Annotated in this window: 21 protein-coding genes; 14 read left to right on the top strand and 7 right to left on the bottom strand. The window is 67.2% G+C overall.

Annotated elements, in window-relative coordinates:
• Positions 1-5 precede the first annotated feature (5 nt).
• The 9 genes from BM353_RS06610 to cysE all read left to right on the top strand — a co-directional run bounded on the left by BM353_RS06610 (position 6) and on the right by cysE (position 8,503).
• Positions 6-419, top strand: coding sequence for a phage major tail protein, TP901-1 family (locus tag BM353_RS06610; RefSeq protein ID WP_092078177.1), 414 nt, complete (start codon positions 6-8; stop codon positions 417-419).
• Positions 419-739, top strand: coding sequence for a gene transfer agent family protein (locus BM353_RS06605; RefSeq protein WP_092078174.1), 321 nt, complete (start codon positions 419-421; stop codon positions 737-739). The genes BM353_RS06610 and BM353_RS06605 overlap by 1 nt, the downstream gene beginning before the upstream one ends.
• Positions 736-945: a rcc01693 family protein gene (locus BM353_RS06600; RefSeq protein ID WP_092078171.1), complete on the top strand. Its 210-nt coding sequence runs from the start codon at positions 736-738 to the stop codon at positions 943-945. The genes BM353_RS06605 and BM353_RS06600 overlap by 4 nt, the downstream gene beginning before the upstream one ends.
• Positions 935-1,597 (top strand): phage tail tape measure protein, encoded by a 663-nt coding sequence (locus BM353_RS06595; protein WP_092078168.1) that lies wholly within the window; start codon positions 935-937, stop codon positions 1,595-1,597. Before BM353_RS06600 ends, BM353_RS06595 begins: the two co-directional genes overlap by 11 nt.
• Before the next feature lie 43 nt (positions 1,598-1,640).
• Positions 1,641-2,273 carry a DUF2460 domain-containing protein gene (locus tag BM353_RS06590; RefSeq protein ID WP_092078165.1) on the top strand — a complete coding sequence of 211 codons (633 nt, stop codon included), beginning with the start codon at positions 1,641-1,643 and terminating at the stop codon, positions 2,271-2,273.
• Positions 2,270-3,145: a DUF2163 domain-containing protein gene (locus BM353_RS06585; RefSeq protein ID WP_092078162.1), complete on the top strand. Its 876-nt coding sequence runs from the start codon at positions 2,270-2,272 to the stop codon at positions 3,143-3,145. The genes BM353_RS06590 and BM353_RS06585 overlap by 4 nt, the downstream gene beginning before the upstream one ends.
• Positions 3,142-3,573, top strand: a complete 432-nt coding sequence (locus BM353_RS06580) for an NlpC/P60 family protein (protein WP_092078159.1) — start codon at positions 3,142-3,144, stop codon at positions 3,571-3,573. Before BM353_RS06585 ends, BM353_RS06580 begins: the two co-directional genes overlap by 4 nt.
• Before the next feature lie 12 nt (positions 3,574-3,585).
• A complete protein-coding gene (locus tag BM353_RS06575) occupies positions 3,586-7,539 on the top strand; it encodes a baseplate multidomain protein megatron (protein ID WP_092078156.1) in 3,954 nt (1,317 codons plus the stop codon).
• Positions 7,540-7,693: 154 nt separating this feature from the next.
• Complete coding sequence (gene cysE, locus BM353_RS06570) at positions 7,694-8,503, top strand: serine O-acetyltransferase (RefSeq protein ID WP_092078152.1); 810 nt, start codon at positions 7,694-7,696, stop codon at positions 8,501-8,503.
• A 128-nt stretch (positions 8,504-8,631) separates the two neighbouring features.
• Here the strand turns inward: cysE and BM353_RS06565 are convergent, their stop codons facing one another.
• From BM353_RS06565 to BM353_RS06550, 5 genes are all read right to left on the bottom strand, one after another.
• A complete protein-coding gene (locus BM353_RS06565) occupies positions 8,632-9,798 on the bottom strand; it encodes a dihydrolipoamide acetyltransferase family protein (RefSeq protein WP_092078149.1) in 1,167 nt (388 codons plus the stop codon).
• Positions 9,799-9,807: 9 nt separating this feature from the next.
• Entirely contained in the window at positions 9,808-9,978 is a 171-nt protein-coding gene (locus BM353_RS16880; protein WP_177220466.1) for a hypothetical protein, read from the bottom strand.
• Between the two features lie 128 nt (positions 9,979-10,106).
• Positions 10,107-11,522 (bottom strand): pyruvate dehydrogenase complex E1 component subunit beta, encoded by a 1,416-nt coding sequence (locus BM353_RS06560; RefSeq protein WP_092078146.1) that lies wholly within the window; start codon positions 11,520-11,522, stop codon positions 10,107-10,109.
• A complete protein-coding gene (pdhA, locus tag BM353_RS06555; protein ID WP_092078143.1) occupies positions 11,523-12,590 on the bottom strand; it encodes a pyruvate dehydrogenase (acetyl-transferring) E1 component subunit alpha in 1,068 nt (355 codons plus the stop codon).
• 112 nt (positions 12,591-12,702) lie between these two features.
• Entirely contained in the window at positions 12,703-13,005 is a 303-nt protein-coding gene (locus BM353_RS06550) for an FtsB family cell division protein (RefSeq protein WP_092078140.1), read from the bottom strand.
• A 283-nt stretch (positions 13,006-13,288) separates the two neighbouring features.
• Here BM353_RS06550 and BM353_RS06545 point away from each other — a divergent pair, with 283 nt between their 5' ends.
• Positions 13,289-13,846, top strand: a complete 558-nt coding sequence (locus BM353_RS06545; RefSeq protein ID WP_092078137.1) for a type 1 glutamine amidotransferase domain-containing protein — start codon at positions 13,289-13,291, stop codon at positions 13,844-13,846.
• Positions 13,847-13,913: 67 nt separating this feature from the next.
• Here BM353_RS06545 and BM353_RS06540 read toward each other — a convergent pair whose 3' ends face one another.
• Together BM353_RS06540 and BM353_RS06535 are read right to left on the bottom strand one after the other, a co-directional pair.
• The gene (locus BM353_RS06540) at positions 13,914-14,843 is read right to left on the bottom strand and encodes a class I fructose-bisphosphate aldolase (RefSeq protein ID WP_092078134.1); all 930 of its coding nucleotides are present in this window, start codon (positions 14,841-14,843) and stop codon (positions 13,914-13,916) included.
• Positions 14,844-15,021: 178 nt separating this feature from the next.
• Positions 15,022-16,212 (bottom strand): phosphoglycerate kinase, encoded by a 1,191-nt coding sequence (locus BM353_RS06535; protein WP_092078131.1) that lies wholly within the window; start codon positions 16,210-16,212, stop codon positions 15,022-15,024.
• Positions 16,213-16,357: 145 nt separating this feature from the next.
• Here BM353_RS06535 and BM353_RS06530 point away from each other — a divergent pair, with 145 nt between their 5' ends.
• The 4 genes from BM353_RS06530 (at position 16,358) to BM353_RS06515 (ending at position 19,402) form a co-directional block, all read left to right on the top strand.
• Positions 16,358-16,870, top strand: coding sequence for a peptidylprolyl isomerase (locus tag BM353_RS06530; protein WP_092078128.1), 513 nt, complete (start codon positions 16,358-16,360; stop codon positions 16,868-16,870).
• Positions 16,857-17,489, top strand: coding sequence for a peptidylprolyl isomerase (locus tag BM353_RS06525; RefSeq protein WP_092078125.1), 633 nt, complete (start codon positions 16,857-16,859; stop codon positions 17,487-17,489). Before BM353_RS06530 ends, BM353_RS06525 begins: the two co-directional genes overlap by 14 nt.
• A 226-nt stretch (positions 17,490-17,715) precedes the next feature.
• A complete protein-coding gene (locus BM353_RS16875) occupies positions 17,716-18,285 on the top strand; it encodes a hypothetical protein (protein WP_177220465.1) in 570 nt (189 codons plus the stop codon).
• Positions 18,286-18,415: 130 nt separating this feature from the next.
• Positions 18,416-19,402 carry a DUF3179 domain-containing protein gene (locus BM353_RS06515; RefSeq protein ID WP_092078119.1) on the top strand — a complete coding sequence of 329 codons (987 nt, stop codon included), beginning with the start codon at positions 18,416-18,418 and terminating at the stop codon, positions 19,400-19,402.
• The last annotated feature ends 2 nt before the right edge of the window (positions 19,403-19,404 follow it).

The raw sequence follows: 19,404 nt of genomic DNA, 5'->3' as shown, positions 1-19,404 counted from the left end.
GCGACATGGGCGCACAAAACGGCAAGGACCTGTTGATCAAGGTGGATCTCACAGGCGGCGGCAATTTCCAGACCATCGCGGGCCTGCGGGCCTCGCGCATCAGCTTCAACGCCGAGACGGTCGATGTGACCAGCCTCGAGAGCGCGGGCGGGTGGCGCGAGTTGCTCGGCGGCGCGGGCGTCAAGAGCGCGGGCATTTCCGGCTCGGGCGTCTTCCGCGACGAAAACACCGACGAGCGCGCGCGGCAGATCTTTTTCGACGGCGAGACCCCGGAATTCCAGGTGGTGATCCCGGATTTCGGCATCGTCGAAGGCGCGTTCCAGATCACGTCGATCGAATACGCTGGCAGCTACAACGGTGAGGCGACCTACGAGATGTCGATGGCCTCGGCGGGTGCCATGAGCTTCACGGCGCTCTGATGGCCAACCCTTTCGCGGGCGAAGTGGGGCTGACGATTGATGGCGAGGTTCACACCCTCAAGCTTACGCTCGGGGCGCTGGCCGAACTGGAAGCGCAGCTCAAGGCCGACAGCCTGATGGCCGTCGTGGAGCGTTTCGAAAGCGGCGGGTTCACCACCCGTGACGTAAGCGCGCTGCTGATCGCGGGTCTGCGCGGAGGGGGCGCGGCGCTGAGCGCCGAGGCTCTGCTCAAGGCCGATATCGAGGGCGGGCCGGTGGCCGCGGCCCAGGCGGCGGGAGAGCTTCTCGCCCGGGCCTTCACGGTCCCGGAGAGCGCATGAAGACCTTCGACTGGCCGGGCCTGATGCGGGCCGGATTGCGCGGGCTCGGGCTCAGACCGGCCGAGTTCTGGGCGCTGACGCCGGCAGAACTTCTGATCATGCTGGGGCAGGGGAGCGGCAGCGCGCCCCTGTCCCGCGCGCGGCTGGATGCCCTGGCCGCCGCATACCCCGACACCGATCCGGGAGACGGACCCCATGAAGCGTGAGATCGTCGAGGAGACATCGGAGGCGACCGATGCCCTCAATGACAACCTGACCCGGACGGCCGATGTGCTCGCCGGGTTCAACAAGCAGATCCGCATGACGCGCGCCGAGGCTGAAGATGCCAGCAAGCGCACGCAGGAATTGCAGAAAACCCTCGGCGGCGATCTGAAATCGGCGTTCCGCTCTATCGTGGTGGATGGCCAGGAGGCCTCCGTCGCGCTCAAGGCTGTGGCGCAGTCGCTCATCCAGACGACCTTCGAGCGCTCGGTCTCCAACGTGACCAACACGCTCGCGGGCTCGCTCGGCGATGGGATCGGCGGGGTGATCGGCAAGCTCTTGCCCTTCGCCAACGGCGGCAGTTTCAGCCAGGGGCGCGTGACGCCCTTCGCCACCGGAGGCGTGGTCTCGCAGCCAACCTATTTCCCGATGCGTGGCGGCACCGGGCTCATGGGCGAGGCGGGGCCGGAAGCGATCATGCCGCTCACCCGCGGCTCCGACGGCAAGCTCGGGGTGCGCGCGGCGGGCGGCGGCGGGGGCGCGGTCAACGTGGTGATGAACATTTCCACGCCCGACGCCCGCAGTTTCGAACGCAGCCGCAGCCAGATCGCGGCCCAGATGAACCGCGCGCTCGCCAAGGGCCAGCGCAACCGCTGATGCGCCCGGACGGCGCAGGTGCGGATCCACTACGGAGGGACAGATGAATTTTCACGAGGTACGGTTTCCCGCCAATCTCAGCTTCGGCTCGGTCGGCGGCCCAGAGCGGCGCACCGAGGTGGTGACGCTCGCCAACGGGTTCGAGGAACGCAACACTCCCTGGCGCCATTCGCGGCGCCGCTATGATGCGGGGCTTGGCCTGCGCTCGCTCGACGACATCGAAACGCTGGTCGCTTTCTTCGAGGCACGTCAGGGCCAGATGTACGGCTTTCGCTGGAAGGACTGGGCGGATTATCGCAGTTGCAAGCCCTCCGCCGAGGTGCGCTTCAACGATCAGGTGATCGCCACTGGCGACGGCGTCTCGGGCGAGATTCAGCTGGTCAAGACCTATCGCTCTGGCGGGCACAGCTACGCCCGCCCGATCACCAAACCGGTGGCCGGCACGGTGCGCGTTGGGCTCGGGCACGACGAGGTGTTCGAGGGGGTCGATTGGGATATTGACCCGGCGCGCGGGCGCATCCTTTTCCGCCATCCGCCGGACGAAGGGCTCGCGATCTCCGCGGGCTTTGAGTTTGACGTGCCGGTGCGATTCGACACCGACGCGATCCGCACATCCGTCGCCAGCTTCCAGGCCGGCGATGTGCCGGACGTGCCGGTGGTGGAGGTGCGGGTATGAGCGCGCTCGGCGATCATCTCGAGAGCGGCGTCACGACGCTCTGCACCGCCTGGGCCATCACCCGTCGCGACGGGCGCGTGCTCGGCTTCACCGATCACGACACCGAGCTGAGCTTCGACGGCATTACCTTTCGCGCCGACAGCGGGCTGACCGCCCGGGCGCTGGCGCAATCGACGGGCCTGTCGGTGGACAACACCGAAGCGCTTGGCGCGCTGCGTGATGATGCGATCTCGGAGGCCGACATCGACGCCGGGCGGTATGACGGGGCCGAGGTGCGCGCCTGGCGCGTCAACTGGGTGGATCCCTCGATGCACGCGCTCAAGTTCCGCGGCCGGATCGGCGAGATCCGCCGCGGTGGCGGCGCGTTCCATGCCGAGCTGCGCGGGCTTGCCGACCAGCTCAATCAATCCAAGGGGCGCATCTTCCACAAACCCTGTTCCGCGATCCTCGGTGATGCGGCCTGCGGGGTCGATGCCGATGCCCTCGGTCTGGCGCTGGAGACAGAGGCGCTCACGGTCAGCGAGCGGCGAGATTTCACCGTCGGCAACGACGCAGGCTTTCCCGTCGGCTGGTTCGAACGGGGCCGGTTCAAGGTCTTGAGCGGGGCGTCCGAAGGGCTGATCGGGATCATCAAGCGGGACCGGATCCAGGACGGGCAGCGCCGGATCGAGCTCTGGGAGCCAATCGCAGCCGAGGTGCTCGCGGGCGACCGGATCCGCCTCGATCCAGGTTGCGACAAGCGGATGGAAACTTGCCGCGCGAAGTTCGACAATATCGCGAATTTCCGCGGGTTTCCGGATATCCCCGGCGAGGACTGGATGATCGCCGTCCCTGCTTCCACCCGCAACAAGAACGGCGGCAGCCGGCGATGAGCGCCTCTGGCGCCGAGGTTGTCCGGGCTGCGCGGCAGTGGATAGGGACGCCCTATGTGCATCAAGGCCGGTGTCTCGGGGCGGGGTGTGATTGCCTTGGATTGATCCTTGGCGTCTGGGGGGCGCTCGGCGGGCCTCGGTTCGCCAAGCTTCCGCGCTATTCGCCCGATTGGGCGGAGAGCGGCAGCACTGAACAGCTTCTCGGCGCCGCGACGGATCATCTCGTCCCCGCCTCCGGGGCGCAGGCCGAGGGGCAGGTCTTGCTCTTTCGGCTTCGCGATCGCGCCGTGGCCAAGCATCTCGGCATCCTGTCCCAGACGGGCGCCGCGCCGCGATTCATTCACGCCTATTCGGGACATGGCGTCGTCGAAAGCCCGCTTTCAGAACCCTGGGCGCGCCGCATCGTGGCGCGTTTTGAGTTCCCTTAAAGGAGTCTTCACATGGCAACGGTGGTCTTGTCGGCAGCAGGCGCTGCCATCGGAGGCGGCATCGGGGGGTCGGTTCTCGGTCTCAGCAGTGCGGTGATCGGCCAGGCGGTGGGCGCCAGCATCGGGCGCGCGCTCGATCAGCGTCTCATGGGCCAGGGATCGGAAACGGTGGAGACCGGCCGCATCGACCGGTTCCGCCTCACCGGCGTCGAAGAGGGGGCGGACGTCCCCCGGCTCTTTGGGCGCAACCGCGTGGCGGGCCAGGTCATCTGGTCCACCAATTTCCGCGAAACCACTCATGTGAGCGGCGGCAAGAGCGGCGGCAAGGGCCAGCCGCCCGAGCCGAAGATCAAGGAATACCGCTATTCCGTCTCGCTTGCCGTGGCGCTGTGTCAGGGCGAGATCGCCGGGATCGCGAGGGTCTGGGCTGATGGCGTGGAGCTTGCGCCCAAGGATCTCAACATGCGCGTCTATCCGGGCAGCGAGACCCAGCTGCCCGATCCGTTGATGGAAGCGGTCGAGGGCGCGGGCGCGGTTCCGGCCTATCGCGGCACGGCCTATGTGGTCTTTGAGAACCTCGCTCTCGGCCAGTTCGGCAATCGCGTGCCGCAATTCAACTTCGAGGTCCTGCGCCCGGCGAGCGCCGTGGCGCCCGAGGCCGCCTCCGAGCTCGCCCACGGCCTGAAGGGCGTGGCGCTGATGCCGGGCACCGGGGAATACGCGCTGGCAAGTTCGACGGTGAAGGTCTCCAAGGCCTGGCGCGAGGGCTGGAACAACAGCCGCAATGCCAAGTCGCGCACCGTCAATCGCAACGCGCCCTCCGGCAAGACCGATCTCGTCACCTCGCTTGAGCGGCTCGGCTCCGAAATGCCCGGCTGCGACAAGGCCTCGCTGATCGTTTCGTGGTTCGGCGATGATCTGCGCGTGGGTGAATGCCAGCTCAAGCCCAAGGTCGAGTTCCGGAGCGAAGACAGCAAATCCATGCCCTGGAGCGTTTCCGGTGTGAGCCGCGCGGCGGCGCCAACCGTGGCCCGCAAGGACGGCGCCCCGGTCTATGGCGGAACGCCGACGGACCAGTCGGTGGTCGAAGCCATCCGCCACATGCACGCGCGCGGCACCGCGGTCATGTTCTATCCCTTCATCCTCATGGAGCAGCTTGCCGGCAACGGCCTGCCCGATCCCTGGACCGGGGCGGAAGACCAGCCCGAACTGCCATGGCGCGGCCGGATCACCTCTTCGATTGCCGCCGGCCGCGAGGGAAGCCCGGACGGGACCGCCGCCGCCGAAGCCGAAGTGCGCGCGTTTTTCGGGGCGGCCGAGCGTGGCGATTTCCGCCACAACGCCAACACCGTCGACTACACTGGCCCGACCGAGTGGTCCTTCCGCCGTTTCATCCTGCACTACGCGCATCTCTGCGCTGTGGCGGGCGGGGTCGAGACGTTCTGCATCGGCTCGGAAATGCGCGGGCTCACCTGGATTCGGGGCGAGGCCAATCGCTTTGTCGCTGTGGAGGAACTCATCCGCCTCGCCGGCGATGTGCGCGCGATCCTGGGCTCGGAGTGCAAGATCAGCTATGCGGCGGACTGGAGCGAGTACTTCGGCTACCAGCCGCAGGACGGCTCTGGCGACCGCTTCTTCCACCTCGATCCGCTCTGGGCCGATGACAACATCGATTTCATCGGAATCGACAACTACATGCCTCTCTCCGACTGGCGCGAGGGCGAGAATCACGCGGATGCGGGCTGGGGGTCGATCTACGATCTCGACTACCTGAAATCCAACATCGAGGGCGGCGAGGGTTACGACTGGTACTACCATTCCCAGACCGCACAGGACGCTCAGATCCGTACGCCGATCACCGACGAGAGCTTCGATGAGCCCTGGATCTGGCGCTACAAGGACATCCGCAACTGGTGGACCCATTTCCATCACGAGCGAGTCGGCGGCGTCCGGCAGGAGGCGGCAACCGATTGGGTGCCGCAATCCAAGCCGATCTGGTTCACCGAGTTCGGCTGCGCGGCGATCGACAAGGGCACCAACGAGCCCAACAAGTTTCTCGATCCCAAGTCCTCCGAATCCGCGCTCCCGCGGGCCTCGGACGGGCGGCGTGACGAGACGATCCAGATGCAATACTACCGTGCGATGCTCCAATATTGGGGTGACGAGAGCATCAACCCGCTTTCCGAGATCTATGGCGGGCCGATGATCGACATGGACAATGCCTTTGCCTGGGCGTGGGACGCGCGGCCCTATCCGGAGTTCCCGCTTTACGTCGATATCTGGGACGACGGGGCGAATTACTACCGCGGCCACTGGCTCAACGGGCGCGCGTCTTCGCGGTCCCTCGCCTCAGTCGTCGCGGAAATCTGTCGCTCGGCGGATCTTGAGGCCTTCGACGTGGAGAAGCTCTACGGCGCGGTGCGCGGCTACACGGTTTCTGGTGTCGGCGATGCGCGCGCGGCGCTGCAGCCGCTCATGCTGGCGCATGGGTTCGAAGCGGTCGAACGCGACGGCGGGGTCACGTTCCTCATGCGCGACGGCAAGGCGGGGCTCACGCTGGATCCCGAGCTGTTGGTCGAGGGGGACGGGGACGTGCCCGCGCTGGAGCTCACGCGGGGCAGCGAGGTCGAGGTCGCGGGGCGTGTGCGCGTAGGGTTTGTCGAGGCCGATGGCGATTTCATCGCCGCATCGGAGGAAAGCGTCTTTCCCGACAACACGACCCCCGCAATCGCCGAGACCGAGCTTCCCCTGCTGATGACACGTGCCGAGGGGCGCCAGGCGACGGAACGCTGGCTCGCCGAGGCGCGCATCGCCCAGCAGACCGCGCGCTTTACCCTGCCGCTCTCGCAATACGGGATCGGCGCCGGGGACGTGGTGCGCATTCCGACCGCGACGGGCGCCGAGAGCTACCGCATCGACCGGGTCGAGGAGACCGAGGTGCGCAGCGTTGAGGCCGTGCGCGTCGACCCGGAGGCCTATGTGCCGTCGGATATCACCGACAGCCCGGGCCGGTTCCAACGCTACATCCCGCCGGCGCCGGTCTTCGCGCAGTTCCTCGATCTGCCGCTTATCACCGGTGAGGAACTGGCCTATGCCCCCCGGATCGCCGTGACGGCCGATCCATGGCCCGGGCCGCTCGCGGTTTATTCCGGCGAAGAGGACGGCGATTTCGAACTCACCACGACGCGCAGTCTCCAAGCGGTGATCGGCGTGACCGAAACCGACCTCGCGGCGGCGCCCGCAGGGGTCTGGGACGACGGGCCTGCGCTCCGGGTCTCGCTATTGTCCGGCGCGCTGTCTTCGGTCTCCGAAGCCCAGGTGCTGAGCGGGGCCAACTACGCCGCCATCGGTGACGGGACGGCGGACGGATGGGAGATCGTGCAGTTCGCCGAGGCCGAGCTGGTGGCCGAAAACACCTACCTGCTGCGCCGCAGGCTCCGCGGCCAAGCGGGGACCGACGCGCTCGCACCCGCGAGTTGGCCCGCCGGGTCGACCTTTGTGCTGCTCGACAGCGCTGTCGATCCGATCGAGTTCAGCGCCGCGATGCGCGGGCGGGCGCGCCGCTACCGGATCGGACCGCACAGCTTGCCGCATGATGACGACAGCTACATCGAACAGTCCGAAACGGTCCTTGGCGCCGGGCTCCGGCCGCTCAGCCCGTGCCACCTTGTCGCCCGGCGGGGCGCCGGCGGGCTGACCGTCTCATGGATCCGCCGCACGCGGATCGAGGGTGACAGCTGGGAGACGCCGGAGGTGCCCGTGGGCGAGGAGCGTGAGCAGTATCTCATCCGCTTGCGCAAGGATGGCGCGCTCGTCCGCGAGGAGCTGGTGGGCACGCCCGCATGGACCTACAGCGCCGCCGATCAACTCGCGGATGGGATCGACGGGCCTGTGGATATCTCGGTCGCGCAGGTTTCCGCGGTCTATGGCGGGGGGCTGGCCGCGAGCCTGACCACCACGCTCTGACCCACGATACCGCTACAAAATGACGCCGCCTCCCATGCCCGGGGGGCGGCTTTTTTGCGTTTTGGGCCAGATATGCGAGCTAGTCCGAAGGTTTGCATTTTCGATGCGAGGCGCTATTTGCTATGCTCCAGGCCACGCAGCAGGGACTCGCACCATGGCAAAAACCCAAAGTTACCCCGCCGAGATTGATCCGGTCTGGGATCGCATCCGGCGCGAGGCCCGCGAAGCGCTTGAGACCGAGCCGCTCCTGGGCGGGCTTCTGCATGCCACCGTGCTGCACCACCGCACGCTCGAACAGGCGCTGGCGTATCGTTTCGCGATGAAGCTCGCGGCGACCGAACTTCCCGAACAGCTCTTGCGCGAAATCGCGGACGAGGCGCTCGCGGCGGACCCTGGAATCGCCATGGCCGCGCGGGCCGATATCGTCGCGGTGAACGAACGCGATGCCGCCTGCCTTCGGTTCTTGCAGCCGCTGCTCTACTTCAAGGGGTTTCAGGCGTTGCAGGCCTATCGCGTCGGTCACTGGCTCTGGACACAAAAGCGCGTCGATCTGGCCTACATGATCCAGATGCGTGTCTCCGAGGTGTTCGGCGTCGACATCCACCCTGCTGCGCGCATCGGCAAGGGGATCATGATCGACCACGCCCACTCCATCGTCATCGGCGAGACCGCGGTCGTGGGCGACAATGTTTCAATGCTGCATTCGGTGACGCTCGGCGGGACCGGCAAGGAACACGAAGACCGCCACCCGAAAATCGGCGATGGCGTCCTCATTGGCGCGGGGGCCAAGGTACTTGGCAACATCCGCGTCGGGGCCTGCTCGCGGATCGCGGCGGGCTCTGTGGTGCTGCACGAGGTGCCGCCTTGCAAGACCGTCGCGGGCGTTCCAGCCAAGATCGTGGGCGAGGCCGGGTGCGAGCAGCCGTCGGTGTCGATGAACCATTTGGTGGGCGGCGCACACTGACCCGAACTTAAGGTGATGACTTAAGTTCGCTTGATAACCCGCTTGGATATATAAATAATTCCGAGAGTTTATACCTCTCGGAATTCCTGTGTTTGATGGCGAAATCCGCCGTGATGCCCGCCTCTGTGTCATGAAAAGATGCGTTCGGGCTCTTCCAGATTGCGGGCGATCTCCGCCAGTAGGCGCGCGCCGGGAGCGCCGTCGATCACCCGGTGATCCAGCGTCAGAGTCAGAGCCATTTGCGTGACCCAATCGATCCCACCAGCGCCATCGGGCCGCGCGACGGGGCGGCAAGCGCCCACCGACAGAAGTGCGGAGCGGGGCGGGGTGAGCAACCCATCAAAGCTTTCCACATCGAACATGCCGAGGTTGGAGAGAATGAAGCTCCCGCCGTCCATTTCCGCCGGAGTCAGGCGGCGCGCCCGGGCTCGGGAGACGGTGTCGTTGAGCGCGGCGGCGAGACGGGCGAGGGGCCCTTCATCCGCTGCGCGCAGAACCGGTGTGGTCAGGTCATCCCCATGGGCCACGGCGACGGCAATGTCGCAGCCGGGCAGGCGGGTGATCCGGTCGCCAGCCCAGATCGCGCGGTGTCTGGGGTGATCGCGCAAGGCCATCGCTGCGGCGCGGGCGATGCAGGCGGTGAGCGTTGCGTGGGCCGTGCCTTTGGACCGGGTCGCGTTGGCGGCGTCGCGCAGGGCGAGGAGCGCATCGACCGTCACACGCCGGCGCAGGTGGATCTGCGGCACGTCGCGCTGCGCGGCGCTGACCCGCGCGGCGATGGCGCGGCGCATCGGATCGAGCGGCGGTGTGGTTGGCGCGGAACGGCGAGCCGGCTCGGACGCCTCCAGATCCGCAGCGATGATCCGCCCCCCTGGACCGGTGCCCGCGAGCTCGGCCAGTGCCCGACCCGTTTCAGCCGCCAAACGCCGGGCGCGGGGGGAGGCAAAAACCCTTGGGATATCAGAGCTTTCCAGAGGAGCGACCGCGTCGGAGCTCCCTGCGGGAGCCGCCTCCTTGGCCGCCGCGATCACTGTCGTGATCTCGGGCGCGGCGGGAACGGGGTCAAGTCGGGCGATGACGCGGTGCACGGGGATCGGCGCGGGGCCTTCGGGAACGTGCAGTTCGGTGATTATTCCGGTCTCGGGAGCGTCAAATTCCATCACTGCCTTGTCGGTCTCGATCTCGGCGAGCGGCGCGCCCTTGGCCACGCGCGCCCCGGGGCGAACGCACCAGCGCAGCAGGCGGCCCTCTGTCATCGTCGGCGAAAGGGCGGGCATGAGGATGTCACGCGGCATGTCTCGGCTCTAGGGCGGATCGAATGAGCTGGCAAGCGTTGTGGCGAGGATCATCTGCACAAGCGCGCCGAAGCCCACGAAAGCGGCGATGGCGAGCCCCTGTGCCCGCGCGATGGCCGGGCGTTCCGTGCTCGGGAAATCGGAAAAACTGGCAGTTTGAAGCAGCGAGACGAATGGCACGGCGCATGCGATAACGAGCGTGCCGAGATTGAAGGTGATGGCGAAGAACGCGCTCCGGTCGGGGCAATCGACCGCAAGGGCGAAGGTATCCGCGCGGCGCGAGCCCGGGCGGACGGGCTGAAATCGCCTTATTTATAGCATGTTTGGCGCGCGAGGGCGACGATCTTCTCAACCGAGACGCGGGCGAGGCTGTCGAGATTGGCCGCATAGGGCAGAGGGATATCTTCGCCGGTGGCGCTCAGGACGGGGGCGTCGAGCCAGTCGAAGGTGCGCTGTGTGATGCGGGCGGCGAGGTGGTCGCCGAGGGAGGCCACCGGCCAGCCCTCTTCGACGGTCACGCAGCGATTGGTTTTGCGCAGGCTGGCGAGGATGGTGTCATAGTCGATGGGGCGCAGGGAGCGCAGGTCGATGACTTCGGCGGAGATGCCGATCGCGGCGAGGGCCTCGGCGGCGTGCAGGGCGTGGCGCACGGCGAGGCCAGCGGCGACGAGAGTCACGTCCGAGCCGGGGCGGCGGATGGCGGCGCGGCCGAAGGGGAGGATGTGGTCGATGCCGGTTGGGACATCGAAGCTCTCGCCGTAGAGCAGCTCGTGTTCGAGAAAGATCACCGGGTCCGGGTCGCGGATCGCGGCTTTGAGCAGGCCCTTGGCGTCGGCGGCTGTGTAGGGCATCGCGACTTTGAGGCCGGGGATCTGGGCGGCCCAGGCGGCGAGGTCTGTTCCGTGTTGAGCGGCGACGCGGGGCGGGGCGCCGTTGGGGCCGCGGAAGGTGATCGGGCAGGTGAGGGCGCCGCCGGTCATTGCGCGGGCCTTGGCGGCGGACTGGACGATCTGGCCGAGGGCGGGGAGCGCGTAGGCGAAGCTCATGAACTCGACGACCGGTTTCAGCCCCGCGAAGGCGGCGCCGATGGCGAGGCCGGTGAACCCCTGTTCGGTGATGGGGGTGTCGACCACGCGGGCAGCGCCGAAATCGTCGCGCAGGCCGCGGCTGACCTTGTAGGCGCCCTGATGCTCGCCGACCTCCTCGCCGATCAGGAAGACCTCCGCGTCACGGTGCATCTCTTCGGCCAAGGCGTCGCGGAGCGCGTCGCGGACGGTTTGGGGGCGGGTCGGCGTGGCGGCGGGCCAGTCGGGTTGGGGCCAGCTCGTGTCTGGTTTGCGGGCGGCCGGGGTTTGCGGCGCGGCAGGGGCAGGCGCGTCGGAGCCCCCTGCGGGGGCCGCCTCCTTGCCCGCGTCAGCCGCCGAGGCGGCTTCCGGCGCCCGTGGCGGTTGCGTCGCGGGTTGAGTGTCGGGCGTGAAGAGGGCGAGCGCGGTGTCGACGGGGATGGGCTCACCACCGGCCGGGATGAGAAGGCGGCTGATCGTGCCCGGCGTCTCGGCTTCGAATTCCATCGTGGCCTTGTCGGTTTCGATCTCGGCCAAGACATCGCCCGCCGCGACGCGATCGCCTTCGGAGACGTACCATTTCGCGAGCCGCCCCGATTCCATGGTAGGCGAGAGGGCAGGCAGGCGGATTTCCAGGTCCGTTGCGGTGCGCGCCGACATTCAGATCGTCTCCGCCCCGGTTGGCACATCCTGCATGAGCGCGTCCCGGGCCGGTTCAGGCGCGGCGCAAGCGGTCTCGGCGGCGGCGCTGACCTCTGCCTTGATCTCCCGGTCGATGGTTTTGAGCGCATCTTCGCTGACCCCGTGGCGCGAGGTGAGCATGGCGCGGATCCGCGCGATGGCGTCTTTCTCCTGGCGCACGCGGTGCATGTCTTCGCGCGTGCGGTATTTCGCGGGGTCGGCCATGGAGTGGCCGCGATAGCGATAGGTTTTCATCTCCAGGATCACCGGGCCGCGCCCGGCGGCGCAGTGGGCGCGGGCGCGTGCACCCGCCGCGATGACCGCCTCGACATCCATCCCGTCGACCGCTTCGCCGGGGATGCCGTAGCCCGCGCCGCGGCTGTGGAGGTCGGGCGCGGCGGCGGCCCCGCCGGGGGGCAGATCCGCGCCGTGTTGGTTGTTTTCGATCACGAAGATCACCGGGAGTTTCCACAGCGCGGCGAGGTGGTAGCTCTCGGCGACCTGTCCCTGATTGGCCGCGGCATCGCCGAAATAGACGAAGCTCACCCGATCCTCGCCCCGGTAGCGGTCGGCGAAGGCGAGGCCCGTGCCGATGGGGACTTGCGCGCCGACGATGGCGTGGCCGCCGAAGAACCCGTGGGCCGGCGAGGCCATGTGCATCGAGCCGCCCTTGCCGCCGGAATAGCCGGTCGCGCGGCCCAGAAGCTCGGCCATGATCCGCGCCGGGTCCATCCCACAGGCGAGCATGAGGCCGTGGCTGCGATAGGACGTGATGCGCCGGTCGTCGGAGCGGGCGACCGCTTCGAGGCCGACGGGGACCGCCTCTTGCCCGATGCAGAGATGGCAATAGCCGCCGATGAGCCCCATGCCGTAGAGCTGGCCGGCCTTTTCTTCGAAGCGGCGGATGCGGAGCATTTCGCGGTAGAGGCCGAGCGCCGTGGCTTGAGCCGCGCCTTCTACCGTCACTTCAGCCGCGCGGCCGGCTGAGGCGGCCGGGCTTTTGGCCGGGCGTTCTGCGGGGTTTTGGGGTGTCTGACCGGCTCCCATCGCGTCCTCCCTGCTGGCGCGCGGCCCGTTGGATCGCGCGCGCGTTACCCCGACAGGATCAGAGTATCGGCACCCGCCCCTGACGCAAGGGGTTTCGGGCGGCGGCGCGGGCTCAGCGGATGACGATCTCGTCGGCGCGGATCATGCCGAGCACGGCGCGCGCCTGTTGGTCGAGCAGGTCGAGATCGAGATAGGTGTCCGAGAGGCGCCGGGTGAGGTTCTCCATCCGCGCCACCTCACGGCGCAGACCGGCCAGCTCGGCGTCAAGCGCCTCGGCCTCGGCCTCGATCACCGCGCGGCGAAAGAGCCCGTGATCGCCCTGCACGGCGGAAAAGGTGAAATACACCGCGAGGAGCGCGGCGATACCGAAATAGATGAACGAGCCGAGCGAGATGCTGCTGCGCGGTCTTGCCATGGTCTGTGCCTCTTGCGCCGCCTCTTGATTGCGTGTCCGGGCGGTGTTCCGACCCCGACTATGCTGGTGCACGGGGGGCTTGGGTATCCCTTCGCGAAAAAACCGCGCGAAACTGTGGCATTTGGCCCACGGGGGGAGGCGGCGGGGCGACAGAGGCGCGGGCGAACACGGCTTCGTGACCGCGATCGTTGGGGCGCATGGAACGCAAAGCCTGGGCGCGGTGTTGTGACGACAACGGGCCCGGGGACGCCGGGCCTTCAACCGACCGAAAAGGAGAGACGTCATGCCCAAGATCACAGACGCCAAGATCCTCATCCTCGCAACCGACGGCTTCGAGCAGTCCGAATTGCAAGTCCCCCAGACCCACCTCGCCAAGCGCGGCGCGATGGTCCACGTGGCCACGCCCGATGGCAACGCCATCCGCGGCTGGAACGAGAAGGATTGGGGCGAAGAGGTCGAGGCCGATCTCAAACTCGCCGACGTCAACGTGAGCGATTATGACGCGCTGGTCCTGCCCGGCGGGCAGATCAACCCGGACCTGCTGCGCGTGAACAAAGATGCCGTCGCGCTCATCCGCGACTTCTGCACTGCCGGCAAGACCATCGCCGCGATCTGTCACGCACCGTGGCTTCTGATCGAGGCCGGGATCGTCGACGGGCGCGAGATGACGTCCTACAACTCGATCCGCACCGACCTTGAAAACGCCGGCGCCAAGTGGCGCGATGAGGCCGTCGTGACCGACAACGCCATCATCACCAGCCGCTCGCCCGAAGACCTGACCGCCTTCGTCGACAAGATCGTCGAAGAGGTCGAAGAGGGGCGCCACCAACGCGCCGCCTGACCGAGATGTTTGGTAACGAGTGAAACGCCGGGGGAGAGCCCCCCGGCGTTTTTTTGTGCGGTAAGGGTCAGGCCTTGCCCTTGTAGATATCGATGAGCTTGCCGAGCATTTCCAGGGCATCCGACCGCTCGCGCTGGAACGTGTTGCGGCCGATGATCGAGCCGTTGCCCCCGCCGTCGCGGATCGCGCGCGCGTCGTCATAGACGCTGTCCGTGCCTTTCTTGGCGCCGCCGGAGAAGATCACGATGCGCCGCCCGCCGAAAGCAGAGTCCATGCAGTGCTTCACGCGCGCGGCCTGGGTCGCGACGTCGATCCCCTGCTCTTCGTAGACGGTCTTGGCCGCCCCGAGTTCGAGATGGTCGGTCGAGAGCTTGATCTTGATCACATGCGCGCCGAGGAGTGCCGCGATCTGGGCGGCATAGGCCGCGATGTCGATGGCGGTCTCGCCGTCCTTGGAAATCGCCTCGCCGCGCGGGTAGGACCAGATGACGGTCGCGATGCCCTTGGCCGCGGCCTCTTCGCGCATGGCGGAGATTTCCTCGAACATGCCGAGCGCGCAATCCGAACCGGGATAGATGGTGAAGCCGATTGCCGCGCAGCCGAGGCGCAGCGCATCGTCGACCGAGCCGGTGATCGCCTGATCCTTTCCGGCGGTGCCGGACATGAGCGAATTGGCCGAGTTGACCTTGAGGATCGTCGGGATCTGGCCGGCGAAGGTATCGGCGCCCGCCTCGATCATCCCCAGGGGCGCGGCATAGGCGTTGAGCCCGGCGTCGATGGCAAGCTGGTAGTGGTAGTGCGGGTCATAGCCCGCGGGGTTCGGCGCGAAGCTGCGCGCGGGCCCGTGTTCAAAGCCCTGATCGACCGGCAGGATGATCATCTTGCCTGTGCCGCCGAGCTTGCCGGTCATCAGCATCCGGTTGAGATTGGCCTTCACACCGGGCGTCTCGCCCTCGTAATTGGCGAGAATTTTCTGAACGACGCGGGTGGATTTCATTATGCTGTCCTCTGGTTCGGAAAGAAATTAGTGACCGATACCAGTGGCATAAGCGGGCAGGGGGGAAGATGCAAAGCTGGTTGCGCTAACGTGGACAGTGTTAGCGCAACCAATGCGGTTTGAGGTTAACCGGGCCGGCATACGGGCGAGCGAAGGGGCGGTTGCGCCCCCAGCGGCTTCAGCCTCCGAGCGCCGCGACGCCGGGCAGGGTCTTGCCCTCCATCCATTCAAGGAAGGCGCCGCCGGCGGTCGAGACATAGGTGAAATCGCTTGCCGCACCCGCGCGGTTGAGTGCCGCGACCGTGTCGCCCCCGCCCGCGACCGAGGTCAGCTTGTCCTTGCGGCTGCGCCGGGCGGCGTGTTTGGCGGCGGCGTTGGTGGCGGCATCGAAGGGCTCGATCTCGAAGGCGCCGAGCGGGCCGTTCCAGATCAGCGTCTTGCAGCCATCCATCGCGCCGACGATCGCGGCGACGGTCATCGGCCCGGCATCGAGGATCATCGCATCGGCGGGGCATTCATCGGCCGGCACGGTCTCGTTCGCCGCGCCCGCCTTGAACTCCCGCGCCACGACCACATCCTCCGGCAGAAGGATCTCGCAGCCTGCCGCCTTGGCCTTGGCCAGGATCTCGCGCGCGGTGTCTGTCATCTCATGTTCGGCCAGCGATTTGCCGACGTCGATTCCCTGCGCCGCGAGGAAGGTATTGGCCATCCCGCCGCCGATCACCAGGTGATCGACCTTCTCCACGAGATTGCCCAGCAGGTCGAGCTTGGTCGAGACCTTGGCCCCGCCAACCACCGCCATCACCGGCCGTTCGGGCTTGCCGAGCGCGTTTTCCAGCGCCGAGAGCTCCGCCTCCATCAGCCGCCCGGCACAGGCCGGCAGAAGATGCGCGAGCGCCTCGGTCGAGGCATGGGCCCGGTGGGCGGCGGAAAAGGCATCGTTGCAATAGACATCGCCGAGGGCCGCGATCTGCTGCGCGAACTCGGCGTCGTTGGCCTCTTCGCCCGGGTGGAACCGGGTGTTCTCCAGCAGCAGGATCTGCCCCGGCTGGAGCGCTTCCGCCGCGGCGAGCGCCCCGGGCCCGACGCAATCGGCCGAAAAGACCACATCGGCGCCAAAGGCCGCCTCGAGCGCCGGCACCAGCGGCTGAAGGCTCATCTCCGGCACGCGCTTGCGCTTGGGCCGCCCGAAATGGGCCAGCAGCAGCGGCATCCCGCCCTTGGACAGGATATCCTGCACCGTCGCCGATACCCGCTCGATCCGCGTCGCATCGGTCACCACGCCATCCTCAACGGGGACATTGATGTCCACCCGCGTCAGCACGCGCTTGCCCTCCAGATCCATCTCGTCCAGCGTCTTCCAGGCCATGGTGCCCCTCGTTGGTTGTCCGTTAACGGTTCACCCCGGTTCATCCCCCATGCCGCCCGCGCGGTCAATGCCCGCTTGGCTTTCGCGCGCCAACGCCCTAGGTATCGCGCCGAAACAGACGCCGCTACCGCTGAGGAGATCGCCAATGGCCGAGATCAAGGACCCCGAAAACACTGTCATCATCGAGATCAAGGACGGGCCCGTCGTGATCGAGCTTCTGCCCGATATCGCGCCCGCCCATTCGGAGCGGATGAAAGAGCTCGCCCGCGCGGGCGCCTATGACAACGTGTGCTTCCACCGCGTGATCGAGGGCTTCATGGCCCAGACCGGCGACGTGGCGCATGGCGACATGGAAGACGGGTTCAACATCGCCCGCGCCGGGACCGGCGGCTCCGACCTGCCGGACCTGCCCTCCGAATTTTCCCGCATTCCCCACGATCGCGGCACGCTCGGCGCCGCCCGCAGCCAGAACCCGAACTCGGCCAACTCCCAGTTCTTCATCAACTTTTCCGATAACCATTTCCTCAACGGGCAATACACGGTCTACGGCCGCGTGATCTCGGGGATGGAGCACGTGGACGCGATCGCCCGGGGCGAGCCGCCCGCGGCGCCCGATCGGATGGTTTCGGTCAAGGTGGCGGCGGATGCGGATAACTAAGCGCTTCGCCCTCTTCGGGCTCGGGGCGGCGGCGCTGATCATCGGCGCCTCGCTCGGACAGGATCGCGCGCCCGCCCAGGCGCAGGAAGCCGCGGCGCCCGCCATCTCGCCCGCCGAGGTGACGGCGCCGCTGGTGATTTCCGTCGCCGGCGAGGCCGAGGGCGAGATCACCATCGCGCTCTATGACGACGTGGCCCCGGCCCATGCCGCCCGCCTGCGCGCGCTCGCCGAAAGCGGCGCCTATGACGGGGTGGTCTTCCACCGGGTGATCAACGGCTTCATGGCCCAGACCGGCGATGTGGAGTTCGGCCGGATCGGCGGCGACATGCGCATGGCGGGTCGGGGCGGCTCGGATCTGCCGGATCTGCCGGCCGAATTCTCGGATCGGCCCTTCGTGCGCGGCGTCGTGGGCATGGCCCGCTCGCAATCGCCCGACAGCGCCAATTCGCAATTCTTCATCATGTTCGCCCCCGCGCGGCACCTCGACGGGCAGTACACCGCCGTGGGCGAGGTCGTCTCGGGCATGGATGTGGTGGATGCGATCAAACGCGGCGCGGGCCCCAACGGCGCGGTCACGGGCCGCCCCGATGTGATGGAATCGGTCCGCATTGGCGAGTGAGCCATGCCTTTGACACAGGTCACCGGCGCGACATTGCGTCGGTGACCCCCTGATTTTTCAAGGTTAATTCGGAAACTGGGGCGGATTTGCCCGGGTTTCGCCTTATTTACGCCACGTTATTCCATCAAACATCCTGACAACCGCTGCAAGGCATCATAGGCACGCCTATCTGATCGATAGCGCCGTTCACGGTATGGCGTGTGTACAAGTAAGGATTGATCTCATCGTGTTGCGTTCCATTCTCGTTCCAGCCGCTGTTGTCGCGGGCCTCGCGTCGGCGGCGTCCGCCACCACTGTTGGCTATTCTCATTACGGCAGCTCGTCTTACGGCTCCTCCTCTTACGGATCGAGCTACGGCAGCTCGTCTTATGGCCGCTCTTCGGGCGGCAGCTCCTCCTACGGCAGCTCCTACGGCGGCAGCTCCTACGGCGGCGGCTCGTATGACACCGCGTCGTCGAGCGGCTGGTCCTCCTCGGTCGAGTCCGACCGGGACCGCGGCCGCGGCTCCTCGGACAAGGATCGCTACGGCGATTGGTTCGGCGACAGCTGGAAAGACTGGTTCGGCGGTGGGGATCGTGACCGGGATGACGACAAACGCGATGGTGATCGCGATTGGTCGCACGGGACAGACCGCGACGGCATGATCGACTGGGGCGACAAGGGCGAAGATACCGCCGGTGATGCCGATCGCACCCCCGCGCCCGATCTTGCCGCCGTGCCGCTGCCGCCGGCGCTGCCGCTGCTCGCCGCACCGCTGTTCGGGCTATTCGCCCTGCGCCGCCGCAAATCGGCCTGATCGCAGAATTCTGCTGCAAGTCGGCGCGCCTCTGCGGCGCGCCGCGTATCACACGCCGCGTGTGAAAACCTTCCGCAAACCGCCCGTTTCATGGCATCAAGGTGACAGCCGCCCCGTCGGAGGTCCCGCCATGCCCGCCTTGCGCCCCGTCATCGCCATCTGTCTTCTCGCCCTTTCGGCAAGTTTGTCGACCAGCGTGCCCGCCCGCGCCGATCCGACATTCTGGCGCCATGAATGGCCAAACACCGATTTCACGCGAACAGAGGTCGAGAACTGGGTCGAGATCCTCTCCGGCGGCCCACCGAGAGACGGCATCCCGGCGCTCGACGCGCCAGAGATGGGGCGCACCGGCGACGCGGCGGATCTGGACCCGCGCGAGCCCGTAATCGCGGTCGAAATCGAGGGCCACACCCCGCGCGCCTATCCCCTGCGTTATCTGACATGGCATGAAATCGTGAACGATGAAATCGGAGGCCTGCCGATCGCGGTGACCTTCTGCCCCTTGTGCAACTCATCCATCACCTTTGACCGCCGCGTGGCCCGCGGCACGCTCTCCTTCGGCGTCACCGGCAAGCTCCGCAACTCCGACATGATCATGTATGACCGCGAGACCGAAAGCTGGTGGCAACAGGCCGAAGGCCGCGCCATCATCGGCGCACTCACCGGGACCGATCTGACCGTCGTGCCAAGCTGGGTCGAAAGTTGGGCCCGCTTCGCCGCGCGCAACCCCGATGGTCTGGTGATGCAGCAACCCGGCTACACTCGGGACTACGGCCGCAACCCCTACGCGGGCTATGATAGCAGCCAGCGCCCCTTCCTTTACTCGGGCGAGCCGCCACCTCACGGGATCGCCGCGCTCGCCCGTGTCGTTCGCGTCGGCAACCGCGCCTGGCCGCTCACACGCCTTGCCGAGGCCGGGCGTCTGGAAGACGCAGGGGTGGTCCTGAGCTGGGAATCAGGCCAGGCCAGCGCGCTCGACACGGGCCGGATCGCCGACGGGCGCGATATAGGCAACGTCCGGGTGCGCGACGAAGAGGGGCGAGATCTCCCCCACGACATCCTCTTCGCCTTCGCGTTTCACGCCTTCTGGCCCGAGGGACTCTGGATGCTGGACTGAGC

It is taken from the genome of Poseidonocella sedimentorum, from assembly GCF_900116005.1.
GTDB lineage: Bacteria > Pseudomonadota > Alphaproteobacteria > Rhodobacterales > Rhodobacteraceae > Poseidonocella > Poseidonocella sedimentorum.
The sequence above is the reverse complement of the archived record's forward strand: the minus strand, read 5'-3'. Positions and strand labels throughout refer to the sequence as shown.

Bases quoted from the DNA above. Each gene is read 5' to 3' on its own strand.
- BM353_RS06610 (WP_092078177.1), top strand. From the start codon at position 6: ATGGGCGCACAAAACGGCAAGGACCTGTTGATCAAGGTGGATCTCACA.
- BM353_RS06605 (WP_092078174.1), top strand. From the start codon at position 419: ATGGCCAACCCTTTCGCGGGCGAAGTGGGGCTGACGATTGATGGCGAG.
- BM353_RS06600 (WP_092078171.1), top strand. From the start codon at position 736: ATGAAGACCTTCGACTGGCCGGGCCTGATGCGGGCCGGATTGCGCGGG.
- BM353_RS06595 (WP_092078168.1), top strand. From the start codon at position 935: ATGAAGCGTGAGATCGTCGAGGAGACATCGGAGGCGACCGATGCCCTC.
- BM353_RS06590 (WP_092078165.1), top strand. From the start codon at position 1,641: ATGAATTTTCACGAGGTACGGTTTCCCGCCAATCTCAGCTTCGGCTCG.
- BM353_RS06585 (WP_092078162.1), top strand. From the start codon at position 2,270: ATGAGCGCGCTCGGCGATCATCTCGAGAGCGGCGTCACGACGCTCTGC.
- BM353_RS06580 (WP_092078159.1), top strand. From the start codon at position 3,142: ATGAGCGCCTCTGGCGCCGAGGTTGTCCGGGCTGCGCGGCAGTGGATA.
- BM353_RS06575 (WP_092078156.1), top strand. From the start codon at position 3,586: ATGGCAACGGTGGTCTTGTCGGCAGCAGGCGCTGCCATCGGAGGCGGC.
- cysE (WP_092078152.1), top strand. From the start codon at position 7,694: ATGGCAAAAACCCAAAGTTACCCCGCCGAGATTGATCCGGTCTGGGAT.
- BM353_RS06565 (WP_092078149.1), bottom strand. From the start codon at position 9,798: ATGCCGCGTGACATCCTCATGCCCGCCCTTTCGCCGACGATGACAGAG.
- BM353_RS06560 (WP_092078146.1), bottom strand. From the start codon at position 11,522: ATGTCGGCGCGCACCGCAACGGACCTGGAAATCCGCCTGCCTGCCCTC.
- pdhA (WP_092078143.1), bottom strand. From the start codon at position 12,590: ATGGGAGCCGGTCAGACACCCCAAAACCCCGCAGAACGCCCGGCCAAA.
- BM353_RS06550 (WP_092078140.1), bottom strand. From the start codon at position 13,005: ATGGCAAGACCGCGCAGCAGCATCTCGCTCGGCTCGTTCATCTATTTC.
- BM353_RS06545 (WP_092078137.1), top strand. From the start codon at position 13,289: ATGCCCAAGATCACAGACGCCAAGATCCTCATCCTCGCAACCGACGGC.
- BM353_RS06540 (WP_092078134.1), bottom strand. From the start codon at position 14,843: ATGAAATCCACCCGCGTCGTTCAGAAAATTCTCGCCAATTACGAGGGC.
- BM353_RS06535 (WP_092078131.1), bottom strand. From the start codon at position 16,212: ATGGCCTGGAAGACGCTGGACGAGATGGATCTGGAGGGCAAGCGCGTG.
- BM353_RS06530 (WP_092078128.1), top strand. From the start codon at position 16,358: ATGGCCGAGATCAAGGACCCCGAAAACACTGTCATCATCGAGATCAAG.
- BM353_RS06525 (WP_092078125.1), top strand. From the start codon at position 16,857: ATGCGGATAACTAAGCGCTTCGCCCTCTTCGGGCTCGGGGCGGCGGCG.
- BM353_RS06515 (WP_092078119.1), top strand. From the start codon at position 18,416: ATGCCCGCCTTGCGCCCCGTCATCGCCATCTGTCTTCTCGCCCTTTCG.